Annotated in this window: 14 protein-coding genes; all 14 read left to right on the top strand. The window is 44.0% G+C overall.

Features of this window, described 5'->3' with window-relative positions:
• The first annotated feature begins 71 nt into the window (after positions 1-71).
• The 14 genes from HC965_RS04140 to HC965_RS04075 all read left to right on the top strand — a co-directional run bounded on the left by HC965_RS04140 (position 72) and on the right by HC965_RS04075 (position 20,980).
• Positions 72-3,227: a TonB-dependent receptor gene (locus HC965_RS04140; protein WP_191030265.1), complete on the top strand. Its 3,156-nt coding sequence runs from the start codon at positions 72-74 to the stop codon at positions 3,225-3,227.
• Positions 3,228-3,240: 13 nt separating this feature from the next.
• Complete coding sequence (locus HC965_RS04135; protein ID WP_191030264.1) at positions 3,241-4,758, top strand: RagB/SusD family nutrient uptake outer membrane protein; 1,518 nt, start codon at positions 3,241-3,243, stop codon at positions 4,756-4,758.
• Positions 4,759-4,779: 21 nt separating this feature from the next.
• Entirely contained in the window at positions 4,780-6,465 is a 1,686-nt protein-coding gene (locus tag HC965_RS04130) for an IPT/TIG domain-containing protein (RefSeq protein ID WP_191030263.1), read from the top strand.
• 3 nt (positions 6,466-6,468) lie between these two features.
• Positions 6,469-8,733 (top strand): chondroitinase-B domain-containing protein, encoded by a 2,265-nt coding sequence (locus tag HC965_RS04125; protein ID WP_191030262.1) that lies wholly within the window; start codon positions 6,469-6,471, stop codon positions 8,731-8,733.
• Positions 8,734-8,778: 45 nt separating this feature from the next.
• Positions 8,779-10,986, top strand: a complete 2,208-nt coding sequence (locus HC965_RS04120) for a heparinase II/III family protein (RefSeq protein ID WP_191030261.1) — start codon at positions 8,779-8,781, stop codon at positions 10,984-10,986.
• 229 nt (positions 10,987-11,215) lie between these two features.
• The gene (locus HC965_RS04115) at positions 11,216-11,560 is read left to right on the top strand and encodes a cupin domain-containing protein (protein ID WP_044654309.1); all 345 of its coding nucleotides are present in this window, start codon (positions 11,216-11,218) and stop codon (positions 11,558-11,560) included.
• A 4-nt stretch (positions 11,561-11,564) separates the two neighbouring features.
• Positions 11,565-13,031 (top strand): MFS transporter, encoded by a 1,467-nt coding sequence (locus HC965_RS04110; RefSeq protein ID WP_191030260.1) that lies wholly within the window; start codon positions 11,565-11,567, stop codon positions 13,029-13,031.
• Positions 13,032-13,055: 24 nt separating this feature from the next.
• On the top strand, positions 13,056-13,808 hold the full coding sequence (locus HC965_RS04105) for an SDR family NAD(P)-dependent oxidoreductase (RefSeq protein WP_191030259.1): 753 nt from the start codon (positions 13,056-13,058) through the stop codon (positions 13,806-13,808).
• 87 nt (positions 13,809-13,895) lie between these two features.
• Positions 13,896-15,098 (top strand): alginate lyase family protein, encoded by a 1,203-nt coding sequence (locus HC965_RS04100; protein ID WP_191030258.1) that lies wholly within the window; start codon positions 13,896-13,898, stop codon positions 15,096-15,098.
• Between the two features lie 30 nt (positions 15,099-15,128).
• Entirely contained in the window at positions 15,129-16,118 is a 990-nt protein-coding gene (locus HC965_RS04095) for an alpha/beta hydrolase (RefSeq protein ID WP_191030257.1), read from the top strand.
• Positions 16,119-16,124: 6 nt separating this feature from the next.
• Positions 16,125-17,012: a heparin lyase I family protein gene (locus tag HC965_RS04090; protein WP_191030256.1), complete on the top strand. Its 888-nt coding sequence runs from the start codon at positions 16,125-16,127 to the stop codon at positions 17,010-17,012.
• Positions 17,013-17,253: 241 nt separating this feature from the next.
• The gene (locus HC965_RS04085) at positions 17,254-18,060 is read left to right on the top strand and encodes an alpha/beta hydrolase (RefSeq protein ID WP_191030255.1); all 807 of its coding nucleotides are present in this window, start codon (positions 17,254-17,256) and stop codon (positions 18,058-18,060) included.
• A 112-nt stretch (positions 18,061-18,172) separates the two neighbouring features.
• On the top strand, positions 18,173-19,120 hold the full coding sequence (cysK, locus tag HC965_RS04080; RefSeq protein ID WP_191030254.1) for a cysteine synthase A: 948 nt from the start codon (positions 18,173-18,175) through the stop codon (positions 19,118-19,120).
• 93 nt (positions 19,121-19,213) lie between these two features.
• Positions 19,214-20,980 (top strand): CotH kinase family protein, encoded by a 1,767-nt coding sequence (locus HC965_RS04075; protein WP_191030253.1) that lies wholly within the window; start codon positions 19,214-19,216, stop codon positions 20,978-20,980.
• The last annotated feature ends 219 nt before the right edge of the window (positions 20,981-21,199 follow it).

The raw sequence follows: 21,199 nt of genomic DNA, 5'->3' as shown, positions 1-21,199 counted from the left end.
ATTGGTAGACCAAAATTTTGGTTTACCAATTTTAATCGCTACGTTTGTCCTAGAAATTAAAACACTAATCTATGAACAACTCCTGTATTTTAAAAAAAGTCGTATTGATGTTCCTGTTGTTGGTAGGGACATTGAACGTTTACTCCCAGCATGTAGTTACTGGTAAAGTGATAGATGAACAGGGTCCGTTGATTGGAGCTTCAGTAACAGTGAAAGATGCTTCTGTTCCTACGGGGACTGTGACGGACGCTGAAGGTAAGTACTCCATTAAAGTTCCTAATTCCAAGACAATTTTGGTTTACTCGTATATCGGTTACGTTGATAAGGCGGAAGCGGTAGGCAAACGCACAGTAGTGAATGTGACGTTGGAAGAAGATTCGAAGATGTTGGACGATGTAGTGGTGATCGGTTATGGTACACAGGCAAAATCCCATTTGACAGGTTCGATTTCGAAATTGGAAGGTGAGAAACTGATTAATGCGCCGGTAAGTGATGTCACTACCGCCCTGCAAGGTTCGATGAGTGGACTTACTGTTTCAAACGAGACATCGGAAGTGGGTGTGACGCCGTCTATCCGTGTACGCGGAACAGGTTCTATCTCTGCCGAAAGTGAGCCGTTGGTTATCATTGACGGTTTTCCGGTAGCAGGCGGGCTCTCGTCTATCAATGCGGCGGACGTGAAATCCATTGAAATCTTGAAAGACGCGGCTTCTGCTGCTATCTACGGGTCACGCGCTGCCAACGGTGTTATTATGGTGACAACGAAAAGCGGTACTCCCGATAAACCGAAATATTCATTCAAATTCTATCAGGGATTCAAGTATGCTTATCAGTTGCACGACATGATGACTTCTTCCGAATGGCTGAATCTGTTGACCCAAGAAGCGGAAATGGGTGGTCCGTCGGTTCCGGCGAATGCACGCGGAGCCGCTTACCTGGAAAGCCAGATGGGTACTACCGATTGGCAAAAAGAAGGCTTGCGTGATTTGGCTGGCATTACGAATGTACAGATGAGTATTTCCGGCGGACGTAAGGAGACGAAATATTTTGTATCTGCCGCTTATACCAAAGATCAGGGTGTGATGCTTCAGAACTCATTGGATAAATTGAATTTCCGTACGAAGTTGGATGCTAAACTTTCAAACATTGTCAGTGTCGGGGTGAACGTATCCGGAACTTATACGAAAACGGAACGTCCGAAGAATAATTTTATAGATTTCTATCGTACTCCTTCTTTCCTTCCGGTTTATCACAATGATTGGAGTACTGAGCTGACTGGTTATTCAGGTTTTGCAAGAGGTAGTCATTTCAATAACATCATGACTCCGACAGGAACGCCGGATGCGGACGGAAATCCTACTTTGGAGAAATCTTCTCCTTTCACTTCTGCCAATAACAATCCGAAAAGTGTGATGGCTAATACAACACGCTGGAGCGAATCTATGCAGGGACTGGCTAGTATGTATCTGACGATTGATATTTGTAAAGGCTTGCAATTCAAGACTTCCAACGGTCTGAATGTACGCTTTAGCCCTTCCTACTACTATGGAAACAAGGATGCTACGAAGGACAAGGAAGAGAGTAAGGCTACTTACTTCAGCACGCTTTATGTCGATCTGCTGAGTGAGAATACGTTGAACTATCATTTGGATTTCGGAAAAGACAAAGCCCATAGCCTCGATGCTTTACTGGGTTATACGATAGAAAGCACACGCAACCAGCGTGTAGCCATGACTGGAACAGGATTTGCCACCGATGATATTCATACATTGAATGCGGCAACCGTTTATTCACTGGCAAGTAACGGCAATGGAAATACCGATGGTACGGGAACATTCCGCTATCCGGACGTGGTACTCGAGTCTTATTTGGGACGTATCAATTACAACTATTTGGGTCGTTATTTATTGTCTACTTCTTTGCGCTTGGACCGTTCTTCCTTATTCTCAAAAGGAAATCGCAATGCATGGTTCCCGTCCGTGTCACTGGGCTGGCGTGTGAACGAGGAGAAGTTTATGAAGAATATCAAGGCTATTTCTAACTTGAAACTCCGTGCTTCTTACGGTGTGACGGGAAATAACCGTATCAGTTATGATGCCGCCCTCGAAGTGTTGAACAGTGCGAATTATGTGACTGGTACAGGAAACGGGCAGTTAGTGAACGGTTCGGCCAATATCTCTTCTTCGCTTGCCAATCCTCATATCACGTGGGAAAAGACGGATGAGTTTAACTATGGTTTGGATGTAGGATTCCTGAAGAACCGGATTAATCTTTCGATTGATGCTTATTATTCAGTGACCCGTGCCCTGTTGTTCGAACAGCCTACACAGTCGTTCACCGGTTATAGCTATTATTGGAATAACATTGGAAAAGTTCGTAATTCCGGCGTGGAAATACAGCTTGATACACACAACTTTAAGAATCGTAAGTTTTCATGGGATACAAATATAAATTTCTCCTTGTCACGCAACAAACTCCTGGAACTGGGTGGTGAACAACAGGTTATCAATCAGGGAGAAAGAAGCGAATGTTATATTGCAAAAGTTGGTTCACCGCTGATTCAGTTCTATGGATATAAGACAAACGGTGTATGGAACAGTATGGAAGAAATTAATGCGAACCCACACTTCTCGAATGACGTACCAGGTGGATTGCGTATTGTAGACACGAACGGCGACGGTTCTTTGACTCCTGAAGACCGTGTTCCTTTGGGTAGCCCGTACCCTGATTTCACATGGGGTATCACAAATACGTTCCAAATCAAGAACTTCGACATCTCGTTCCTGATTCAGGGAGTACAGGGAATCGACGTTTACAATGGCGACGTTTATTACAACGAAACCTTGAAATGGAATAAGAACTACACGAAAAACCGTTGGGTCAGCGCGGAGAATCCGGGTAATGGAAAAGTGCCTTATCTGAAACTGGGTTATGACATCTGTCTGACCGACTATCCGTTGCAGAATGCTTCTTATGCATGTTTGAGAAACTTCACGCTGGGATATACGCTGCCAAGTGCGGCTGCGCGCAAGATGAAGTTGTCCGGTGTACGTTTCTATGTCTCAGGCAGCAACTTGTTCTATATTTGGGGAAGTGGTTATAAAGGCATCAATCCTGAATCACGTCTTACTTCTTCCCAGTACTCAAGCTCTATGATTTCGGGATATCAGCGCGGTGGATTCCCATTGACCAGTACTATCTCCGCAGGTTTTGATATTAACTTTTAATGGAAGGTGAACGATGAAAAAAGTAAATTATATAGGATTACTGTTAGTAACGTTACTGTTTGCATCTTGTGATTTGGACAAGTATCCTTATTCGGAAGTGGCTGCGGATGAATATGTGAAAGACGCTTCTTCGGTGAATAATTTGGTGCTTGGTTGCTATAATTCTCTTCATAACGTGATGTATTATGAGTGGGCGGTGACAGAGTTGCGTTCGGACAACGGACGTATGTATGCCACGGGTTCTTCTGCCAGTACCACGAAGTTGGTGGAACAACTGGACCAGGGTACTATCGTAGCGGAACATCAATGGGTGGAAGATTACTGGAACTCCTGTTACGCAACCATTGCCCGTGTCAATAATGTGATTTCATATCTTGATATAATAGAGGACGAAACGGTGCGGAATCAATATGAGGGGGAAGCCCTGTTTCTCCGTTCTTTAGAATATTTTAATCTTGTTCGTTTGTGGGGTCCGGTCTTTATCGTTACTTCTAAGGTTCCGTCGGATGTGGCCCGCGATATGCAGCGTTCTACTGTAGAAGAAGTATATGCGCTGATTGAAGGTGATTTGGAGAAGATTCTCGATAATGAATTGTTGCCGGAAAAGATGGCGGACGCTGATTTGGGACGTGCAGACAAGAATGCTGTCAAGGCTCTGTTGGCAAAGGTATATGCCACTCATTATAAGTCAGGCGATGCCAAGTATGCCCGTGCGGCACAGTTATGCAAGGAAGTTCTCGAAAGTGCTGCGGTAGGTAATCCACAATCGGGGTCTGATTTGGTGGCGTATGATAAGGTATTCGATACTTCGAACGAGATGAATAAAGAAATCATCTTTGCCGCCCGTTATCTTTCAGGCAATGTGGGGCTGGGTTCACCGTTTGGCAATATGTTTGCTCCGGTCAATAATGGTGCGAATGTGATTATAGGCGCGTCTCTAGGTTACAATACGCCGAGTGATAATATCATTGCTGCTTATGAAACGAGAGGTACTGCCGATAAGCGTTTGGATGTGAATATCGCGCAGAAGTATTTCAACTCTACTACGCAGGAATGGGTGACTACCGGCAACTGCCGTTATTGCAAGAAGTACACGAACGCTGTTTCTACACAGTATGACGGTGAAAGTGACTGGCCGATTATTCGTGTGGGAGATATAGCTCTGTTGTATGCGGAGTTGACTAATGAAGTCTCCGGCCCGTCGGCTGATAACCTGAAATATTTGAATATGATTTGTGAGCGTGCCGGTGTTTCTACATATACGTTGGCAGACCTTTTCAATCGGTATGATTTCAGGGAAGCTGTACGCAATGAGAGAAGACTGGAACTTGCTTTCGAAAATCAACGTTGGTTCGACCTGCTTCGCTGGGGAGACGCTAGCCAAACAGTGAACAAGTACTTCAAAAGCGAGACTTTTTATTCTGAATATACGTATGTGGTGAATGACATTGAAGATTGGCAAACATTCCTACCAATTCCGGTGAGTGTTATCAATATCAATCCGGACATAGCACAGAATACGGGTTATTAATCTCTTAAAATGAATACGAATATGAAACAATATAGAAAATGGAGCCTTGCATCTTTATTGGTATGCATGATCTTATGGACCAGTTGTGATTCTATATCTATGAAAGACGTTGTGGTGAGTGCTCCACAAGTTCTTTCCTTCTCACCGGAGAGTGGGAGTGTAGGAAGCGAAATCGTGATAACCGGAGAATATTTGGACGATGTAGTCAGCGCAACGATTGGCGGCGAGAAAGTCACTATCCTTCAGAAGGTATCCAACGAACGTTTGTCCTTGAAAGTGACAAGTAATGCAAAAAGCGGAAAGATTGTATTGAGCAATTCGATTGGCGATGGTGTATCAGAAGCTAATTTTACGATTGAATATCCGGCTCCTGCCATCTCTGCGACAGGAATGCCTACCGAAGTAGAGATGGGTAATAAGCTCCTGCTTTCAGGAACCCATATGAATGTGATTAGTGCCGTACTCTTTACAGCCGAAGGACATACGACCGGTAACGAAGCTACCATACTTTCACAAAGTGAAAATGAAATCCTGGTGAAGATTCCTTATGTGGAAAGTGATAAAGCTTCTATTACCTTTAAATACTTTAATGGAACATCGGAAGTAGAAACTCCGCTTGAATCTGCACCGCAGATGGTTGTAGCCCGTTATGAACCGAATGTCACTACTTCTTCATTTGAAGCGGCAAAAATCGGAGATATCATCGTGTTGTCCGGTACTTATTTGAATAAGATTGATAAGGTATTATTAGGAGATCTCGAATGTAATATTACTCTTCAAAATGAGAATGAACTGAAATTTGCCGTACCTTCGTCAGAGAACTATGTAGATGGAGATAATACGATGGCACTGAAGATTTCTTATTTTGACGGACGCGAAGTGCATACTCTGACAGACGCATTTGTGGTTAAAGTGCCTTTCGTTTATTTTTGGGAGAACAAGAAAGCGTATGGTCAAGGACGTGATGTAGAAGAGATGTCATCCTTCTTCTCACCGGAGACGGGATTGGTATATGCTAATTCGGATTGGAGAGAAAAAGTAGATCCTATATCTTATAGTTATCAAGCTGCGACCTGTTCTGCCGCCAATAAACCGGCAGTGTCGGAAAGTGAATATAATTCAGTGAATCCATACTTCTTCTTCTCCGGTGTAAATGCGGGACAGTTACAGATTAATAGTCCGGCAGCTTCTGCAAGCCAGTTGAAAAACTTCTATTGGTTCAATAATTCAGCCAATGAGTATCGGGTGACGGGAGCAAATGGAAACTGTTACGGTACGCCTGTATTGACTTTCTTATACCTTGATCCGTCAAACTCCAAATCCAAGGCATTGGCAGATAAGGTGAAGAACGGTACGTTGGATAACATTGATGAGGCTACTTTCCCGATTGATGTAGATGCTAAGACTTGTGGTGAAATAAGTATTGCAAGTATGAAAACATCCCTTAATACAGATGTTTGGGCAAATGGAATCTTTACGGTTGGCGTAGAGAAGAAAGCGACTGTAGATGCTGTCATATTGATTCTTTATTACAATGTAAATGGTTCGACATCCAATGTTGCAGAGAATGTGAAACGTATTGGGCTGTTGCATATAAAGACTGTTGATTTTAAGATGTGGAATAACACCAATGCTCCTTCATCCAGCTCGATTGAATTTGATATGTACTGGCAGAAGAAAGATTACGATTACTCAAAAGTTCAATAATTAATGATGACACGAAATATACATAAGGCAATTATAGCTTCCCTGCTCATCGGGCTACCGTTAGTCTCTTTTGCAAAAAGATATGACGTAACGCTTCCCGAAGTAGCTTCCTGCTTAAAAACTGTGCAACCGGGTGACCAAATCTATATCAAGGACGGTCAGTACAAAGACATGCAGTTGAAGTGGATGGGTAAAGGAACCGAAAAAGCTCCCATTACCATAGAAGCCCTGAACCCAGGAAAGGTAAAGATAGAAGGCGGCTCCACCCTGCGGATAGCAGGCGAATGGATGTCTGTCAGCGGATTACATTTTACTGATGGATACGCTCCCAAGGGTTCCGTAATAGAATTCCGTAACGGACAGGAACTGGCTAATCACTGCCGCCTGACGAATTGTGTGATAGATAAATTCAATCCGTCCCGCCGGGATCAGGCTTATAGCTATATATTGCTTTATGGTCGTCACAACAGAGTAGACCATTGTTCGTTGACAGGAAAACTTAATTTGGGGGTGACATTAATTGTCATCCTCAACGACGAACGTTGCCTGGAAAATCATCACCTGATCGACCATAACTATTTTGGTGAAAGACCTGTATATGGATCGAACGGAGCCGAAACAATGCGTGTGGGAACTTCTCAACAGGCTTACAGTTCCTCAAATACAATCATTGAAAATAACCTGTTCGAACGTTGCTCCGGCGAAGTGGAAGTAATCTCTATTAAATCCAGTGATAACATTATCCGAAACAATACTTTGCTGGAATGTGAAGGAGTAGTCGCTTTGCGTCATGGTGACCGTAATACGGTGAATGATAATTTATTTATCGGCAACGGGCGTCGTAACACAGGCGGTATCCGTGTAGTCAATGCCGGACATCAGATTTACGATAATCTATTGGTCGGCTTGGCAGGCACCCGTTTCTTTTCAGCTTTAGGAGTCATGGATGCCGTACCCAATTCATTGCCAAACAGATATTGCCAGGTTGTCGATGTCAAAATGTACCGCAATACATTCGTCGATTGCACGAATATAGAATTTGGTACAGGCAAAGATATGGAACGTACCCTTGCGCCTGAAAGAGTCTCTTTTACAGACAATACCATTATTAATAAGGAACTCGACCAGCCCTATATAGCCGTTGACGACGTATCGGGTATCCAGTTCAAAGGTAATAAAGTGCAATTGGGCAAGAACTACTCAGCACCGGGATTCACTACGGAAAAAGTGAAAACTCCTCAGTTGCCCGACGATGCTGTGATACGTAAGGACAAAGGCGCTTCATGGTTTAAAAACCAGATAGCACAATCCACAACCAATACCCATAAAAAATATAATGTATCTCCGGGAACGAATCTGTCCGAAATCATTTATTCGGCAGAACCGGGCGGTATCATTATTCTGTCGAAAGGTACGTATCCCATTCAGCGCTCTATGCTCGTCGACAAACCGTTGACGATTCGTGCCGCTGATCCGGCGAATAAACCGCTTGTCCGTTTCAACGGTGACAAGCCGGATAATATGGTGACTATCGCCGATGGCGGTGAACTGGTCATTGAGAATATCGCCTTCGACGGCGTATTAGAACCTGGAAAAGCACTGGCTAAAGCCGGAATTTCCACAGCTCTTGATATGATTCAGCCTTATACACTGACAGTAGACGGTTGCGAATTCCAAAACTTTGGAGAAGGCGGATTCTTTGCAATCAAAGGAACAAAAGCTACTTTTGCCAAAAGCGTTACTATCAGAAACTGCTTCTTCCGCGATTTATCAGGGGATGCTATCAATTACGCAGCAGAAAAAGATGATATAGGTCGCTATAATGCCGATGATATGTTGATTGAGAACTGCTCTTTCTACCGCTTGCTGGGTTTACCCATTAATATTTATCGCGGTGGAAGTGACGAAAGTACGGCAGGTCCTTATATTACTATCAGACATTGCACCTTCGTAGACTGCTGCAACAAAGAACGCGGAAGCGTCATGCGCCTGATCGGACCGCAAGTACTGACAGTGGAAAACTGTAATTTTGATAACAGCGGACGTGGCGGAGCAACCATCCGTTTGGATGAGGCCACCTGGGAAAAAGTACGCATTGCGAACTGTAACTTGTGGAACTCCGGCAGAATGGTAACCACCACTTCTCAAGCCATACAGGGAAAGATGTACAATATTCGTCCCGCCTATACCAACGCTGAAGCATACGATTATGCTCCGGTTCAGGGTAGCGAACTGGAAAAACTCTCTATCGGTTTGAAGAAGAATTGAACAGCTATCACGCGATACCAGTATTGAAAAAGAAAATGATATAAGATGAGAAAACTTATTAGTTGTATATTCATGGTTTTAGGAGGATGTCTCCTTTCATTTGCCCAGCATCCGTCCCTTCTTTTCACACAGGAAGAAGTGAACGAGATCAGGGCAGGAAAGGGGACGATACCCGGATTCGACAAATCGCTCTCGGAAGTGTTGGGCGCAGCCGATGCAGCAGTAAACTCTCCTATATCCGTTCCGGTTCCGATGGATGGCGGTGGTGGAGTGGTGCACGAACAGCATAAATCCAATTACTATGCCATGTTCCATTGTGGAGTCGCCTATCAACTGACCGGCGATAAGAAATATGCCGCCTATGTAGCCAATATGTTGGAAGCCTATGCGAAACTATATCCCACTTTGGGTTTCCACCCCTTGCAACTCTCTCCTGTTCCGGGACGTCTGTTTTGGCAGACACTGAATGAAAGCGTATGGCTGGTACACACAGCAGTAGCCTACGACTGTATCTACAATACACTTTCATCCAAACAACGTGCCACTATCGAGAAGAACCTGTTTGTCCCGATGGCAGACTTCATCATGGATGGAATGGGAGACAACCATGCCAATAACAAGACTTTCAATAAGATGCACAACCATGCCACATGGGCTACGGCTGCCGTCGGCATGATCGGCTTTGCCATGAACCGTGAAGATTACGTGAAGAAAGCACTTTACGGCTCTGACGAAACAGGCAAGCGGGGCGGCTTTATCCGCCAAATGGATTACCTGTTCTCTCCTGACGGTTACTTCACGGAAGGAGCCTACTATCAGCGTTATGCCATCTGGCCTTTCGTCATCTTCGCCCAGTGTATCGAGAACAAACTGCCCGACTTGAAAATCTTCAATTACCGGGACAACATTCTTTCGAAAGCACTCTCCACATTGATACAGCTCTCTTATGAAGGTGAATTCTTTCATATCAATGACGCATTGCTGAAAGGACTTTCCGCGCAAGAACTGGTATATGCGGTAGACATATTGTATAACGTCAATCCTTCGGATAAATCACTGTTATCCGTTGCGGATAAGTACCAGCATACCTATCTCCCTACTATCGGCGGCTTCAAGGTAGCCCGTGATATTGCCCGTGGAGAGGCTGCTCTGATCCTTTACCGTAGCAGCGTATTTCGCGACGGACGCAAAGGCGATGAAGGCGGCATAGCCGTGATTCGCTCCACAGACTCCGGTCTGAACAGCGCCTTGACACTAAAAGCTACCTCACACGGCTTGAGCCACGGTCATTTTGATAAACTGACGATGGCTTATTACGACAATGGAAACGAGATTCTGTCCGACTACGGCGCTTCCCGCTTCCTGAATATCGAAGCCAAATACAAAGGACATTATACCCGTGAGAACCAATCGTTTGCCAAGCAGACAATCGCGCATAACACGTTGGTGGTAGATGAAACATCCAACTTCGGCGGAGATATGAAAGTATCTTCCCGTTACCATTCGGACATCATTTACCATGATTTCAACGGAGAACATTTTCAGGTAATGATAGCAAAGGACACCAATGCTTACCCCGGCGTAGAGATGAAGCGCACATTAGCTTACGTGACCACACCTTTCCTGCAATTCCCCCTGATCCTGGATGTACTACAAGCAAATGCGGACAAAGAGCATCAGTACGACTACCCTCTATGGTATAACGGGCATTTCGTCTCTCTGAACTTCCCCTACACCAAAGCCGGTAACGAACTGAAAACTCTTGGAACAAAGGACGGCTACCAACATCTTTGGCTGGAAGCCTGGGGGCAGAATGAGAGCAAGAATACATCAAACTTTACCTTTGTCAATAAGAATCGTTTCTATACTATCAGTACGGCGACTACTCCGCAGACAGAGATGAAAATGCTTCGCTTGGGAGCCAATGACCCGGACTTTAATCTGAGAAACGAGACTGCCTTCCTGATAAGGGAAAAAGCACGGAAGAACCATACATTTGCCACATCTATCGAGACGCACGGAGATTATGATGTGGTAATGGAAACTTCCAATAACCTGACTTCCTCTTGCGAAGAAGTAAAAGTGGTGATGGATACGGCTTCCTATACAGTTGTGAAGGCTATATATAAAGGTGGACATTTTGTGATGCTTTGCCTTAGCAATACGGATAATAGTAAAGAGAAGAAACATAATCTGACCATCGACGGTCTTAATTATGCATGGAACGGGCGTTGCGGAGTATTTATGAAATGATTATTAATCTTCCGTTTTTCAGGTGTTAATACCTGACTTCTCAAGTATTAATACTTGTCAGCTCAACTGTTAATACCTGACAACTCAATTATTAATACCTGACGGATGATAAATTAATGACCTGAAAATGACCTGTTAATAGCCTGTTTTTAGAATATGAATATGAAGCGAGACAATTAGTAAAAGGTGAATAAGTTAAGAATATAACAAACCATTAATAGACAGAAGTATGAAAACATGTAGTGAAACTTTTCAGTTTGAGAAAGATTTGAAGTGGGAAAATCCTGCTCCGGGTGTTAATCGTCAAATAATGGCCTATGACGGTCAGTTGATGATGGTCAAAGTAAAATTTGACAAAGGTGCGATAGGAAGTATGCACGAGCATTACCACAGTCAGGCAACTTACGTAGTAAGCGGCAAATTCGAACTAACCATCGGTGACAAGAAAGAAATTCTTTCTGCCGGAGACGGTTATTATGTAGCCCCCGACGAGCTGCACGGATGTGTTTGCCTCGAAGCCGGTATCCTGATTGATACATTCAGCCCTGTACGTGCAGACTTTTTAAACCTCTGATAATATGAAGGTAAAAGGACTCCGATGGGTGGTTATCGGGTTAATCATGCTGATAACCATTATCAATTACCTGGATAGAGGTACGCTCAACTATATGTGGGTGGCTAATATCGACTATCACCTGGTTCCCGAAGCGGATGCATTGGCAGATAAAGGCAACCATGCCGTCCTGACAGGAGAACAGTATATCCTGACGGCCGCAAACGGAAACCGGGACTCTGTCAGCGTAGCCAACGTACAGATGAAAGAGAAAAATGGAGTTACGTTCGTGACCAATCGCGAAGGTATTGCCATCGACCTCGGACTGATAGACCGCAATGACCCTGACGCTTCGCAAAAAGCGAAAGATATTCTCGGTCTGATTACTATCTTCTTTATGATAGCCTACGGTATCAGCCAGCTTGTTTCCGGAAAACTGTATGATAAGATCGGATGCCGGAAAGGTTTCTTCTGGAGTGTACTTATATGGGGTACGGCAGATGCATTGGCTTCTCTTTCCAGGGGAATTTTCTCGCTGACTTTCTTCCGGATGATGCTCGGACTGGGCGAAGCCGGACCGTGGCCCGGTACGACGAAAAGCAATGCCGAATGGTTCCCACAGAAAGAGCGTGCTTTTGCACAGGGATTGTTTGGAGCGGCAGCTTCCATCGGCTCTATCCTTGCACCGATTATTATCCTGATGCTGTTCATTGCCTTTGGCTGGAAACTGACGTTCGTCGTAGTCGGCGGATTAGGATTGATTTGGTTGATTCCCTGGTTGATTATCAATAAGGAAGGACCGAAGAAACATCCCTGGATTACAGAAGAAGAACGGACTTATATCTTGAGTGGTCAGCCTGAAAAGGAACTGAAGACAGAAGAAAAAGGAAAGAGCTGGGGCGAACTGCTCCGGGTGAAGAAGAACTGGTCTGTTATTTTAGGACGATTCTTTCTTGATCCTATTTGGTGGATGTTCGTGACGTTCCTGCCGCTTTATTTGGCAGATGTATTCCATCTGAATATTAAAGAAGTGGCATTCTCCGCCTGGGTACCTTATGTAGGTGCGGCATTGGGAAGTATTGCCGGCGGTTGGTATTCCGGTTGGCTGATAAACCGGGGACATACGGTGAATTATGCCCGCAAGGCGGCTATGTTGATTGGTGGGTTTATCATCATCCCGTCCATCCTGGCAGCTATCATGTCTACTACGGCTCCGGTTGCCATCGTCTTTATGGCTTTGGTGTTGGGAGGTTTCCAGTTCTTCATGACGAACTTGCAGACCATTCCGAGCGATTTGCACAGCGGCAAGTCTGTCGGTTCCTTGGCCGGACTGGGTGGCGCTTCGGCAGTATTAGGCACTATCCTGGCAATCCTTTTTGCCAGTTATATCACGAATTGGATATTATTATTCAGCCTGTTGGGAGCTTTGGTGCCGCTATCCTTGTGCTCCATCTTCCTGACAGTAGGAGAGATTAAACAAATAGAAAAATAAACGTATTTTAAAAACAAGACAATTATGAAATTAGAAGGTAAAGTAGCTATCGTGACAGGTGGCGCGCGCGATCTTGGTCGTGCAATATCAGTGAAACTGGCAGCAGAAGGTGCTAAAGTTTGCTTGAACTATTTCGACAATGAAGCCGATGCACAGGAAACACTGGCATTAATTAAAAATGTCGGTGGCGAAGCAATCGCTGTTCAGGGCGATATGACAAAGGCTGCCGCGGTGAAGAATCTTTTTGCAGAGTGCAACAAGGCTTTTGGTGACAAGGTGGATGTATTGGTGAATGTGGTGGGCGGAATTGTAGGCCGTAAGAAAATCACCGAACAGGACGAAGACTGGTATGACTTCCTGATGGATGTCAATATGCGTTCTGTATTCCTTTGCACCCGTGAAGTAGTTCCGATGATGCCGGCAGGTGGTTCTATCGTTAACTTCTCTTCATTGGCTGCACGCGATGGCGGTGGTAACGGCGCTTCCATGTACGCAACTGCGAAAGGTGCGGTAATGACATTTACCCGTTCTATGGCGAAGGAACTCGGCCCGCAGGGCATCCGTTGCAACGCTATCTGCCCGGGTACGATTGCCACTTCTTTCCACGACCGCTTCAATACGCCGGAAAACCGCGAACGTATGAAAGGCTCTTACGCATTGCGTCGTGAAGGAACTGCCGAAGAAGTTGCCGACCTGGTTTGCTTCCTCGCCTGCTCCGAATCTTCTTACCTGACAGGTACAAACATTGATATTAACGGTGGTTGTTTCTTCTCTTAAAGAAGAATTATTGATTCAATAATAAACAGTAGCCGGGCAGTAAGTCATTAACTGCCCGACTACTTACCTACTTTAAAGACAATAGTTATGAGACGAATCTTTGCTATATGGGCTGTATGCCTCTGCTGGGGAATACTGAATGCCGCTCCGTTAGGCCCGTTTAACGCGACATTGCTTGAACAGCTAAAGAACGATTATCAGAAAGGTGACAAGGACGTTACCCAGTACATCGAATTGCAGGAAAAGATGGCAGAGAAATATATAAAGATGACTCCTCTATCGGTAACTGCCAAAAAGAAACTCCCCCCTAGCAAAGACCCCCGGGATTATATGACCTTATCTCCCTACTGGTGGCCTGATTCTACAAAAACAGACGGACTTCCCTACATCCGGAAAGATGGCGAACGCAATCCTGAAGTCTACGAATACCCCGAACGTGAGAATGCCAATCGTTTCGGCGATGCCGCTTTCTGCCTGGGTGTACTCTATTATATCACCGGGAAAGAAGCCTACGCCAAAGCATGTGCCGATCATTTAAGAACTTGGTTTACAGACCCGAAACTGGGCATGAACCCGAATATGACTTACGCACAAGCCGTGCCGGGTATGAAGAATATGCGTGGTTCGGGCTTTATTGACTCACGTCGTTTCAGTCGTGCGCTGGGTGTCGCCAAACTGATAGAAGGCTCTAAAAGCTGGACTCCCTCGGACAAGAAAAAACTCGATGACTGGGCTACTGCTTTCTGCTACTGGATGGAGAACAGCACGCAAGGGCAAAGAGAATCTCATGCAGCCAACAATCATGGATTGTGGTACGAAGCCATTCACTTGATGGTGTTGGCCTACTTAGACCGTACCGACCGCATCCGCGAAGTGGCTGAACAAAGCATCCTTCCCAAAATGGGTGCGCAGATTGCCGATGACGGTTCATTGCCCCAGGAGTTGAAACGAACTCTCTCCCTGCATTATTCAACTTTCGCTTTGGAAGCCTTGATGGAAGCCAATCAAATCACGAGCCAGATAGGCATCAACTTATGGAGCACCCCTGCTTCGAACGGAAAAGTGGCCTCACAGGCAGTAGATTATCTATATCCTTATTATCTGAACCCCGAAAGCTGGAAATTCAAACAGATTAAGCCTTTCGACCAATCCCGTGCTGCCATTCTTCTCTATGAGGCGGGAACGGCATTGGGCAATCAGAAATATGTCGATATGGCAAAGCGCATCGGATTGAAATACAGTACGTCCGATGTGGAAACGATACCGTATCTGATTTTAAAGAAGAAATAAAATTATCCTCACCTAATATAACGTGATAACATGAAATTGAAACTGATTTTTTGTTTGTGTATGCTGCCGCTTCTCTGCATTGCGCAAGAAGCTCAACCGCAGCAATTCTCCAACCGCTATGGCATGAAGATGACGCAGAACGATGACGGTTCTTATTCGTTGCTGTATGCAAAGAAATATGCAAAGTTCATTGATGTGAATACCATTCCCGATGTGATGGTTCCCTATACCTATCAGGCAGACCGTCTGAAAAGCAAGGACTACAAAGGAGTAACCACCAAGGACATTGTTTACAAGAAACATAAGGATTATGAACTGACACTCACAGTAGACTTTGCAGAGACAGATAAACCTGCTCCTTTTGTGGTTTACATCCACGGTGGCGGATGGGCACGGGGCAATAACGGTTCGTCCCGGTCTTTGTCCCAGTATTTGGCGAAACAAAAAGGGATTACGGGCGTACGTGTCTCCTACACATTGGCTCCGCAATCCGATGCGACTGTGAAAGTCTCTATCCAGGATATTTTGGACGCAGTGAAGTATGTTCGTGAACATGCGGCAGAGTTGAATATCAACCCTGATTGCTTCGGATTCCTGGGTACTTCTGCCGGTGCGCATTTGGCTGCGGTGGCTGCAATGACCGTTCCCGGAACGAAGGCTTTTGTCGGCTATTCCGGTATTTATGATTTGGAAAAGGCTGCTATCACCATGAAGACGAAAGATCCTCAACGCATCGCGTATTTCTGTGACCGGGCTCCGAAAGTGCTTCGTGAAGCATCTCCGGTCAATCTGATTCCGAAGAAGAATGTTCCTGCTTCCATGTTGGTATGTGGCACATGCGATGTTACGGTAGAGTGTGAGCAGAGTGAAATGTTCGCATCCGCCTTGAAGAAAAAAGGAGGAGTCTGTGACCTGTTGAAGTATGAATATTATGACCATAATGTCAGTTCAAAAACTTCTGATAAAATGGAAGAGATTTTCTTCAAGTCGGTAGATTTCCTGACCAATCATATTAAATAAATCCAAATGAGAAAAGGAATCTTATTCTTAGCCCTTTTTGCTTTTATCGCCTGCTCCAACAGTTCGTCGGAAGTGATAGACGAGAAAGAACAGCCGAAGCCGGAACAACAGGTGGACGGCACATTGATTGCCGACGGCAATAGCACAAAAACGTATGATCTGATTAAACGTTCGGGCTATAACCATGAAGCTCCCGATTCCTCGCGTGAACATAAGACCGCGCATTTTCAGCATATTCAGCAGGTACATGATAACCTGTTGAATAAGTACGTCTTTGCTTTCTTTATTCATGTTGCGATAGATGATGACCGTGGACTGGCAAATATCACCGACCGTCAGCGTAATGAGATAAAGACGGATAACAAATCACCCAAAAACCTTGTCGGACAAAACGGAGAGACTATGGTATTCCGTTGGAAATTCTGTTTGCCGACAGGATTTCAGACGACGACCAAATTCTCCCATCTTCACCAGTTGAAAGGCATTGATAATTCGTCGGGCACGGCAGATGTCGGTTCTCCGCTTATCACCCTGACTGCTTATTCCAACAGCAAAGGCGGTCAGCAACTGCGGGTACGCTATGATAAGCGCGGTGAAGGCACTACCACTCTTGCCAGTACAGACCTTGCAGACTTTCTCGGCAACTGGGTAGAGGTGGAAGAAAAAGCCTGTTTCGGCGAGAACGGCTCTTATGAAGTAACCATCACGCGTATCAAAGACGGAAAAGTTCTTTTAAAACTCGCTCCTGAAAAGATGGATATGTGGCGCACAGACTGTACGGGACTTCGTCCCAAATGGGGCATCTACCGTTATTTGGGCGAGAACCGGAGTTGGCAAGACCAGTTGCGCGATGAGGAAATCCGTTTTGCCGATTTCTCCATCAAGAAACTTTAGAGAGAGATTTTAAAGAAAACATAAGAGAGGGACAGACGGTTAGTTTTGTCTATTATGGTGGATTCTCCTGTCTGAAATATACTTCCGGGTATATTTTCGGATGGGGGAACTTTTTTTATCTATGGAAATTTACAGTCGATTATTTGCGTGATACAAAAGATGTACATAATTTTGTCCATACGGCTGATTTTATGCCGGATAGTCCGGCCATGAAACGAAAGAATACTAATATTTAAACTATATGAGAACTCGAATCCTTCTTCTATTACTAGCCTGTGTTGTGTCACTGTCAGCACAAACGATTTATAAAGACAAGAAAGACATTTCTTATCTTTTGGAAAATGAAACGGATGCCTATCGTCAGGAACGTTGCAAACTGGATATTTACTACCCGGAAGGTATCAAGGACTTTCCAACAATTGTTTGGTTTCATGGTGGTGGGCTGACGGGTGGGAGTAAGCATATTCCCAAAGAACTAAGAGAACAGGGATTCGCTGTGGTAACAGTCAACTATCGGTTAAGCCCGCGTGCCACTAATCCGGCTTATATCGAAGATGCTGCCGAAGCTGTGGCATGGGCATTCAGACATATAAGCCAGTATGGCGGTAGCCCGGATAAGATTTATGTATCCGGTCATTCTGCTGGTGGTTACTTGGCTTTAATGTTGGCGCTGGATAAAGATTATCTTCAAAAGTATCAGGTAGATGCGGATAAAGTTGCCGCCTGGTTTCCGTTGAGCGGGCAGACAGTGACACATTATACGATTCGTAGCGAACGGAAACTGAAAGAAGGAATACCTGTTATCGACCAGTTTGCCCCACTATCTAATGCACGCCCGGGAACACCACCTATCTACTTAATTACAGGTGACCGGAATCAGGAATTGGCTGCCCGTTATGAAGAAAATGCCCATTTGTACGCCGTACTTCGCAGCATAGGCAACGATAAGGTTTACTTGCATGAATTGCAGGGCTTTAATCATGGAAGTATGTGTGCGCCCGGTTGTCTGTTTATGGTCAATTATATCAAAAAACAGATGAGTAAGTAATTTTAGTCAGACATATGTGGTATGAATTTACCACATATGTGGTATTTACTCTGAACAGAATCCGCCCTATCTTTGTACTATATTAAAACAAGAGAAATTAAAACAGATATATATGGAAAAGATAGCAAGAAAATTGACGGATTTGGTAGGTAACACTCCGTTGTTGGAACTGGGAAATTATAATAAGAGTCATAATTTGAAAGCCCGTTTGGTAGTGAAACTGGAATCTTTCAATCCGGCGGGAAGTGTGAAGGACCGTATAGCATTGGCAATGGTTGAAGATGCCGAGGTAAAAGGCGTTTTGCAGCCGGGAGCTACCATTATTGAGCCGACTAGCGGGAATACCGGTGTAGGACTGGCATTTGTAGCTGCTGTCAAAGGTTATAAACTGATATTGACTATGCCTGATACGATGAGCGTTGAACGTCGTAATCTTCTGAAAGCCCTGGGTGCGGAATTAGTTCTGACTCCCGGCGCGGACGGAATGAAAGGAGCCATAGCCAAAGCGGAAGAATTGAAAGCAGCTACTCCGGGTTCTGTTATCTTGCAGCAGTTTGAGAATCCTGCTAACCCCGCCATGCATTTACGCACAACCGGCCTGGAAATATGGAGAGATACCGAGGGGAAAGTCGATATCTTTGTAGCCGGAGTAGGTACTGGCGGGACTGTTAGCGGTGTAGGCGAAGCGCTGAAGATGCGTGACCCGAGTATCAAAATAGTAGCGGTAGAACCTTCTGACTCTCCGGTGTTGTCCGGTGGAAAGCCCGGACCGCATAAGATTCAGGGCATCGGTGCAGGTTTTGTACCGAAGACATATAAGGCTTCTATTGTAGATGAAATTATCCAGGTACAGAATGATGAAGCTATCCGTACAAGCCGCGAACTGGCAAAGCAGGAAGGTTTATTGGTAGGTATCTCTTCAGGAGCAGCCGTATATGCTGCTACGGAACTTGCCAAGCGTCCCGAAAATGAAGGAAAGATGATTGTAGCATTATTGCCCGATACGGGAGAACGTTATTTGTCTACCATCTTATACGCTTTTGAGGAATATCCTTTATAATTAAGATACTTTTAAGAAAAAAAGAGAGAGAATAATCCTATGGTTACTTGGCAAAGTCGTATATTTGCCAAGTAACCATTTTTATTTAATGCTATGTTAAACAAGACTTTAGGAATTATAGTAACTATTCTCTTACTATTCTCCGGTTGTAAAGACGAAGATTCTACCCTTCCTGCTCCGAAGCAGTTGATTAGCTTTTCTATTCTGAAAGGTGATAATCAAGGTAAGATTGCAAATGATGTAGAAGCCTCTATTCAGGAGAGTGTGATAACTTTGCCATTAGATAAATATGATGATTTGAAGTCATTGGTTGCCATATTCGAATATAATGGAAAGTCAGTTACGGTAAATGGTGTTGAGCAGGAATCGGGAATTACCTCGAATGATTATTCCCAACCTTTGGTTTTTACAGTGGAAGCAGAAGATGGGAGTAAACAACAATATACAGTGAAAGTCACGTTGAATGATACCAGTGTGCTTTCCGCTTTCCGTTTTTTGAAAAAGAATAATACATTCCTGGCTGCTGATGTTTCATCTTCTATCGGAGAAGGAAGTATAATTCCCCTTGTCAACTTCTCACAATCCGAGCTCATTCCTACCTTTACCACGAATGCTGTGAAAGTGTTGGTGAATGATGTTGAACAAAAAAGTGGAATGACAAAGAATGATTTTTCATCTCCTGTAACTTATCAGTTTATAATGCCGAATGGAGAGACTTATCAATATACAGTAAAGGCTGAATTCCTATTATCGGCTATTCCTGAATTGACTATTACTACGGCAGACCCCTCTATATCAGAAATACCAAGCAAAGATTATTATTTGGACGCCACTTTAACAGTCAGCGGTAAAGGTGTATATGAGGATTATACGGGGAAAACTGAAGTAAAAGGACGTGGCAATTCAACTTGGGGATATCCTAAAAAGCCCTATCGATTGAAACTAGATAAGAAAACAGAAGTTTGCGGCTTTGGAAAAGCAAAGAACTATGTGTTGTTGGCGAATCATTTAGACCCTACATTAATGCTCAATTCAGTAGCCTTTAAAATCGGGCGTTTACTGGAACTTCCTTTTACCAATCATGCGATACCTGTAGATGTGGTTCTGAATGGAAAATATAAGGGTTCTTATCTACTGACCGAGCAGATAGAAGTTAAAGAAAATCGTGTAGACCTAGATGAGAACAATAGCGTCATGTGGGAACTTGATTCTTATTTTGATGAAGAACAGAAGTTTAAATCGACTACATTCAAGCTCCCTGTAATGGTGAAAGACCCTGATTTAACTACTGAACAGTTTGAATATTGGAAGAAAGACTTTAATATATTTGAAACGCAGTTCGCTAAAGAGCCATTGGAAGGGAATACATACGTTGACTTGATTGATATTGAATCGGTAGCCAAATATCTGATAACTTTTAATCTAGTGCATAATATGGAAATCAATCATCCTAAAAGCATTTTTCTCCATAAGGAAGGAAATGGCAAGTATGTGATGGGACCGATTTGGGATTTCGATTGGGCGTATGATTATGAAGGTACGAATAAGCATTTTGGGCGTTATAATACACCACTATTCTCAAGCAGCATGGGTGGCGTTGGAACAGCATTTTTTGAGCGCTTTCTTAAAGATAGCCGTGTGAAAGCGATATATAAGAAAACCTGGCAAGATTTTAAGAATAATAAGCTGGACGCATTGTTGCAGTATGTAGATGATTATGCTGCAATGCTTAAACCATCTGTGGAAAGAAATAGTACATTATGGGATAATACTAAGTCATTCAATACCAAAGTCGGAGAATTGAGAAACTGGTTGAAGAATAGGGCAAACTATATAGATAGTGAGGTCAGCAGGCTCTAGTACTACCATAGATGATTGCTGGATAACTCAAGTTTCGCAGGTATTCTGCATTGATAAATACTGAAAGCCTATTGATAGAATAAATGTGCACGAGAGATATCTCTGCTTAAAAATACAGACAAGGCAACTATTTCGTAATGAATTAGTTGCCTTGTGTTTTTTATTACTGAATATTCCTTTTTATAGCATTGTAAAGGAATATCTCTTGTTCTTTCTGAA

The sequence above is a fragment of the Bacteroides sp. GM023 genome, assembly GCF_014750685.1.
In the GTDB taxonomy this organism is placed as follows: Bacteria; Bacteroidota; Bacteroidia; order Bacteroidales; family Bacteroidaceae; genus Bacteroides.
This window is presented reverse-complemented; position numbering and strand designations above follow the sequence as displayed.

Coding starts and splice junctions, on each gene's coding strand:
- HC965_RS04140 (WP_191030265.1), top strand. CDS start 72: ATGAACAACTCCTGTATTTTAAAAAAAGTCGTATTGATGTTCCTGTTG.
- HC965_RS04135 (WP_191030264.1), top strand. CDS start 3,241: ATGAAAAAAGTAAATTATATAGGATTACTGTTAGTAACGTTACTGTTT.
- HC965_RS04130 (WP_191030263.1), top strand. CDS start 4,780: ATGAAACAATATAGAAAATGGAGCCTTGCATCTTTATTGGTATGCATG.
- HC965_RS04125 (WP_191030262.1), top strand. CDS start 6,469: ATGATGACACGAAATATACATAAGGCAATTATAGCTTCCCTGCTCATC.
- HC965_RS04120 (WP_191030261.1), top strand. CDS start 8,779: ATGAGAAAACTTATTAGTTGTATATTCATGGTTTTAGGAGGATGTCTC.
- HC965_RS04115 (WP_044654309.1), top strand. CDS start 11,216: ATGAAAACATGTAGTGAAACTTTTCAGTTTGAGAAAGATTTGAAGTGG.
- HC965_RS04110 (WP_191030260.1), top strand. CDS start 11,565: ATGAAGGTAAAAGGACTCCGATGGGTGGTTATCGGGTTAATCATGCTG.
- HC965_RS04105 (WP_191030259.1), top strand. CDS start 13,056: ATGAAATTAGAAGGTAAAGTAGCTATCGTGACAGGTGGCGCGCGCGAT.
- HC965_RS04100 (WP_191030258.1), top strand. CDS start 13,896: ATGAGACGAATCTTTGCTATATGGGCTGTATGCCTCTGCTGGGGAATA.
- HC965_RS04095 (WP_191030257.1), top strand. CDS start 15,129: ATGAAATTGAAACTGATTTTTTGTTTGTGTATGCTGCCGCTTCTCTGC.
- HC965_RS04090 (WP_191030256.1), top strand. CDS start 16,125: ATGAGAAAAGGAATCTTATTCTTAGCCCTTTTTGCTTTTATCGCCTGC.
- HC965_RS04085 (WP_191030255.1), top strand. CDS start 17,254: ATGAGAACTCGAATCCTTCTTCTATTACTAGCCTGTGTTGTGTCACTG.
- cysK (WP_191030254.1), top strand. CDS start 18,173: ATGGAAAAGATAGCAAGAAAATTGACGGATTTGGTAGGTAACACTCCG.
- HC965_RS04075 (WP_191030253.1), top strand. CDS start 19,214: ATGTTAAACAAGACTTTAGGAATTATAGTAACTATTCTCTTACTATTC.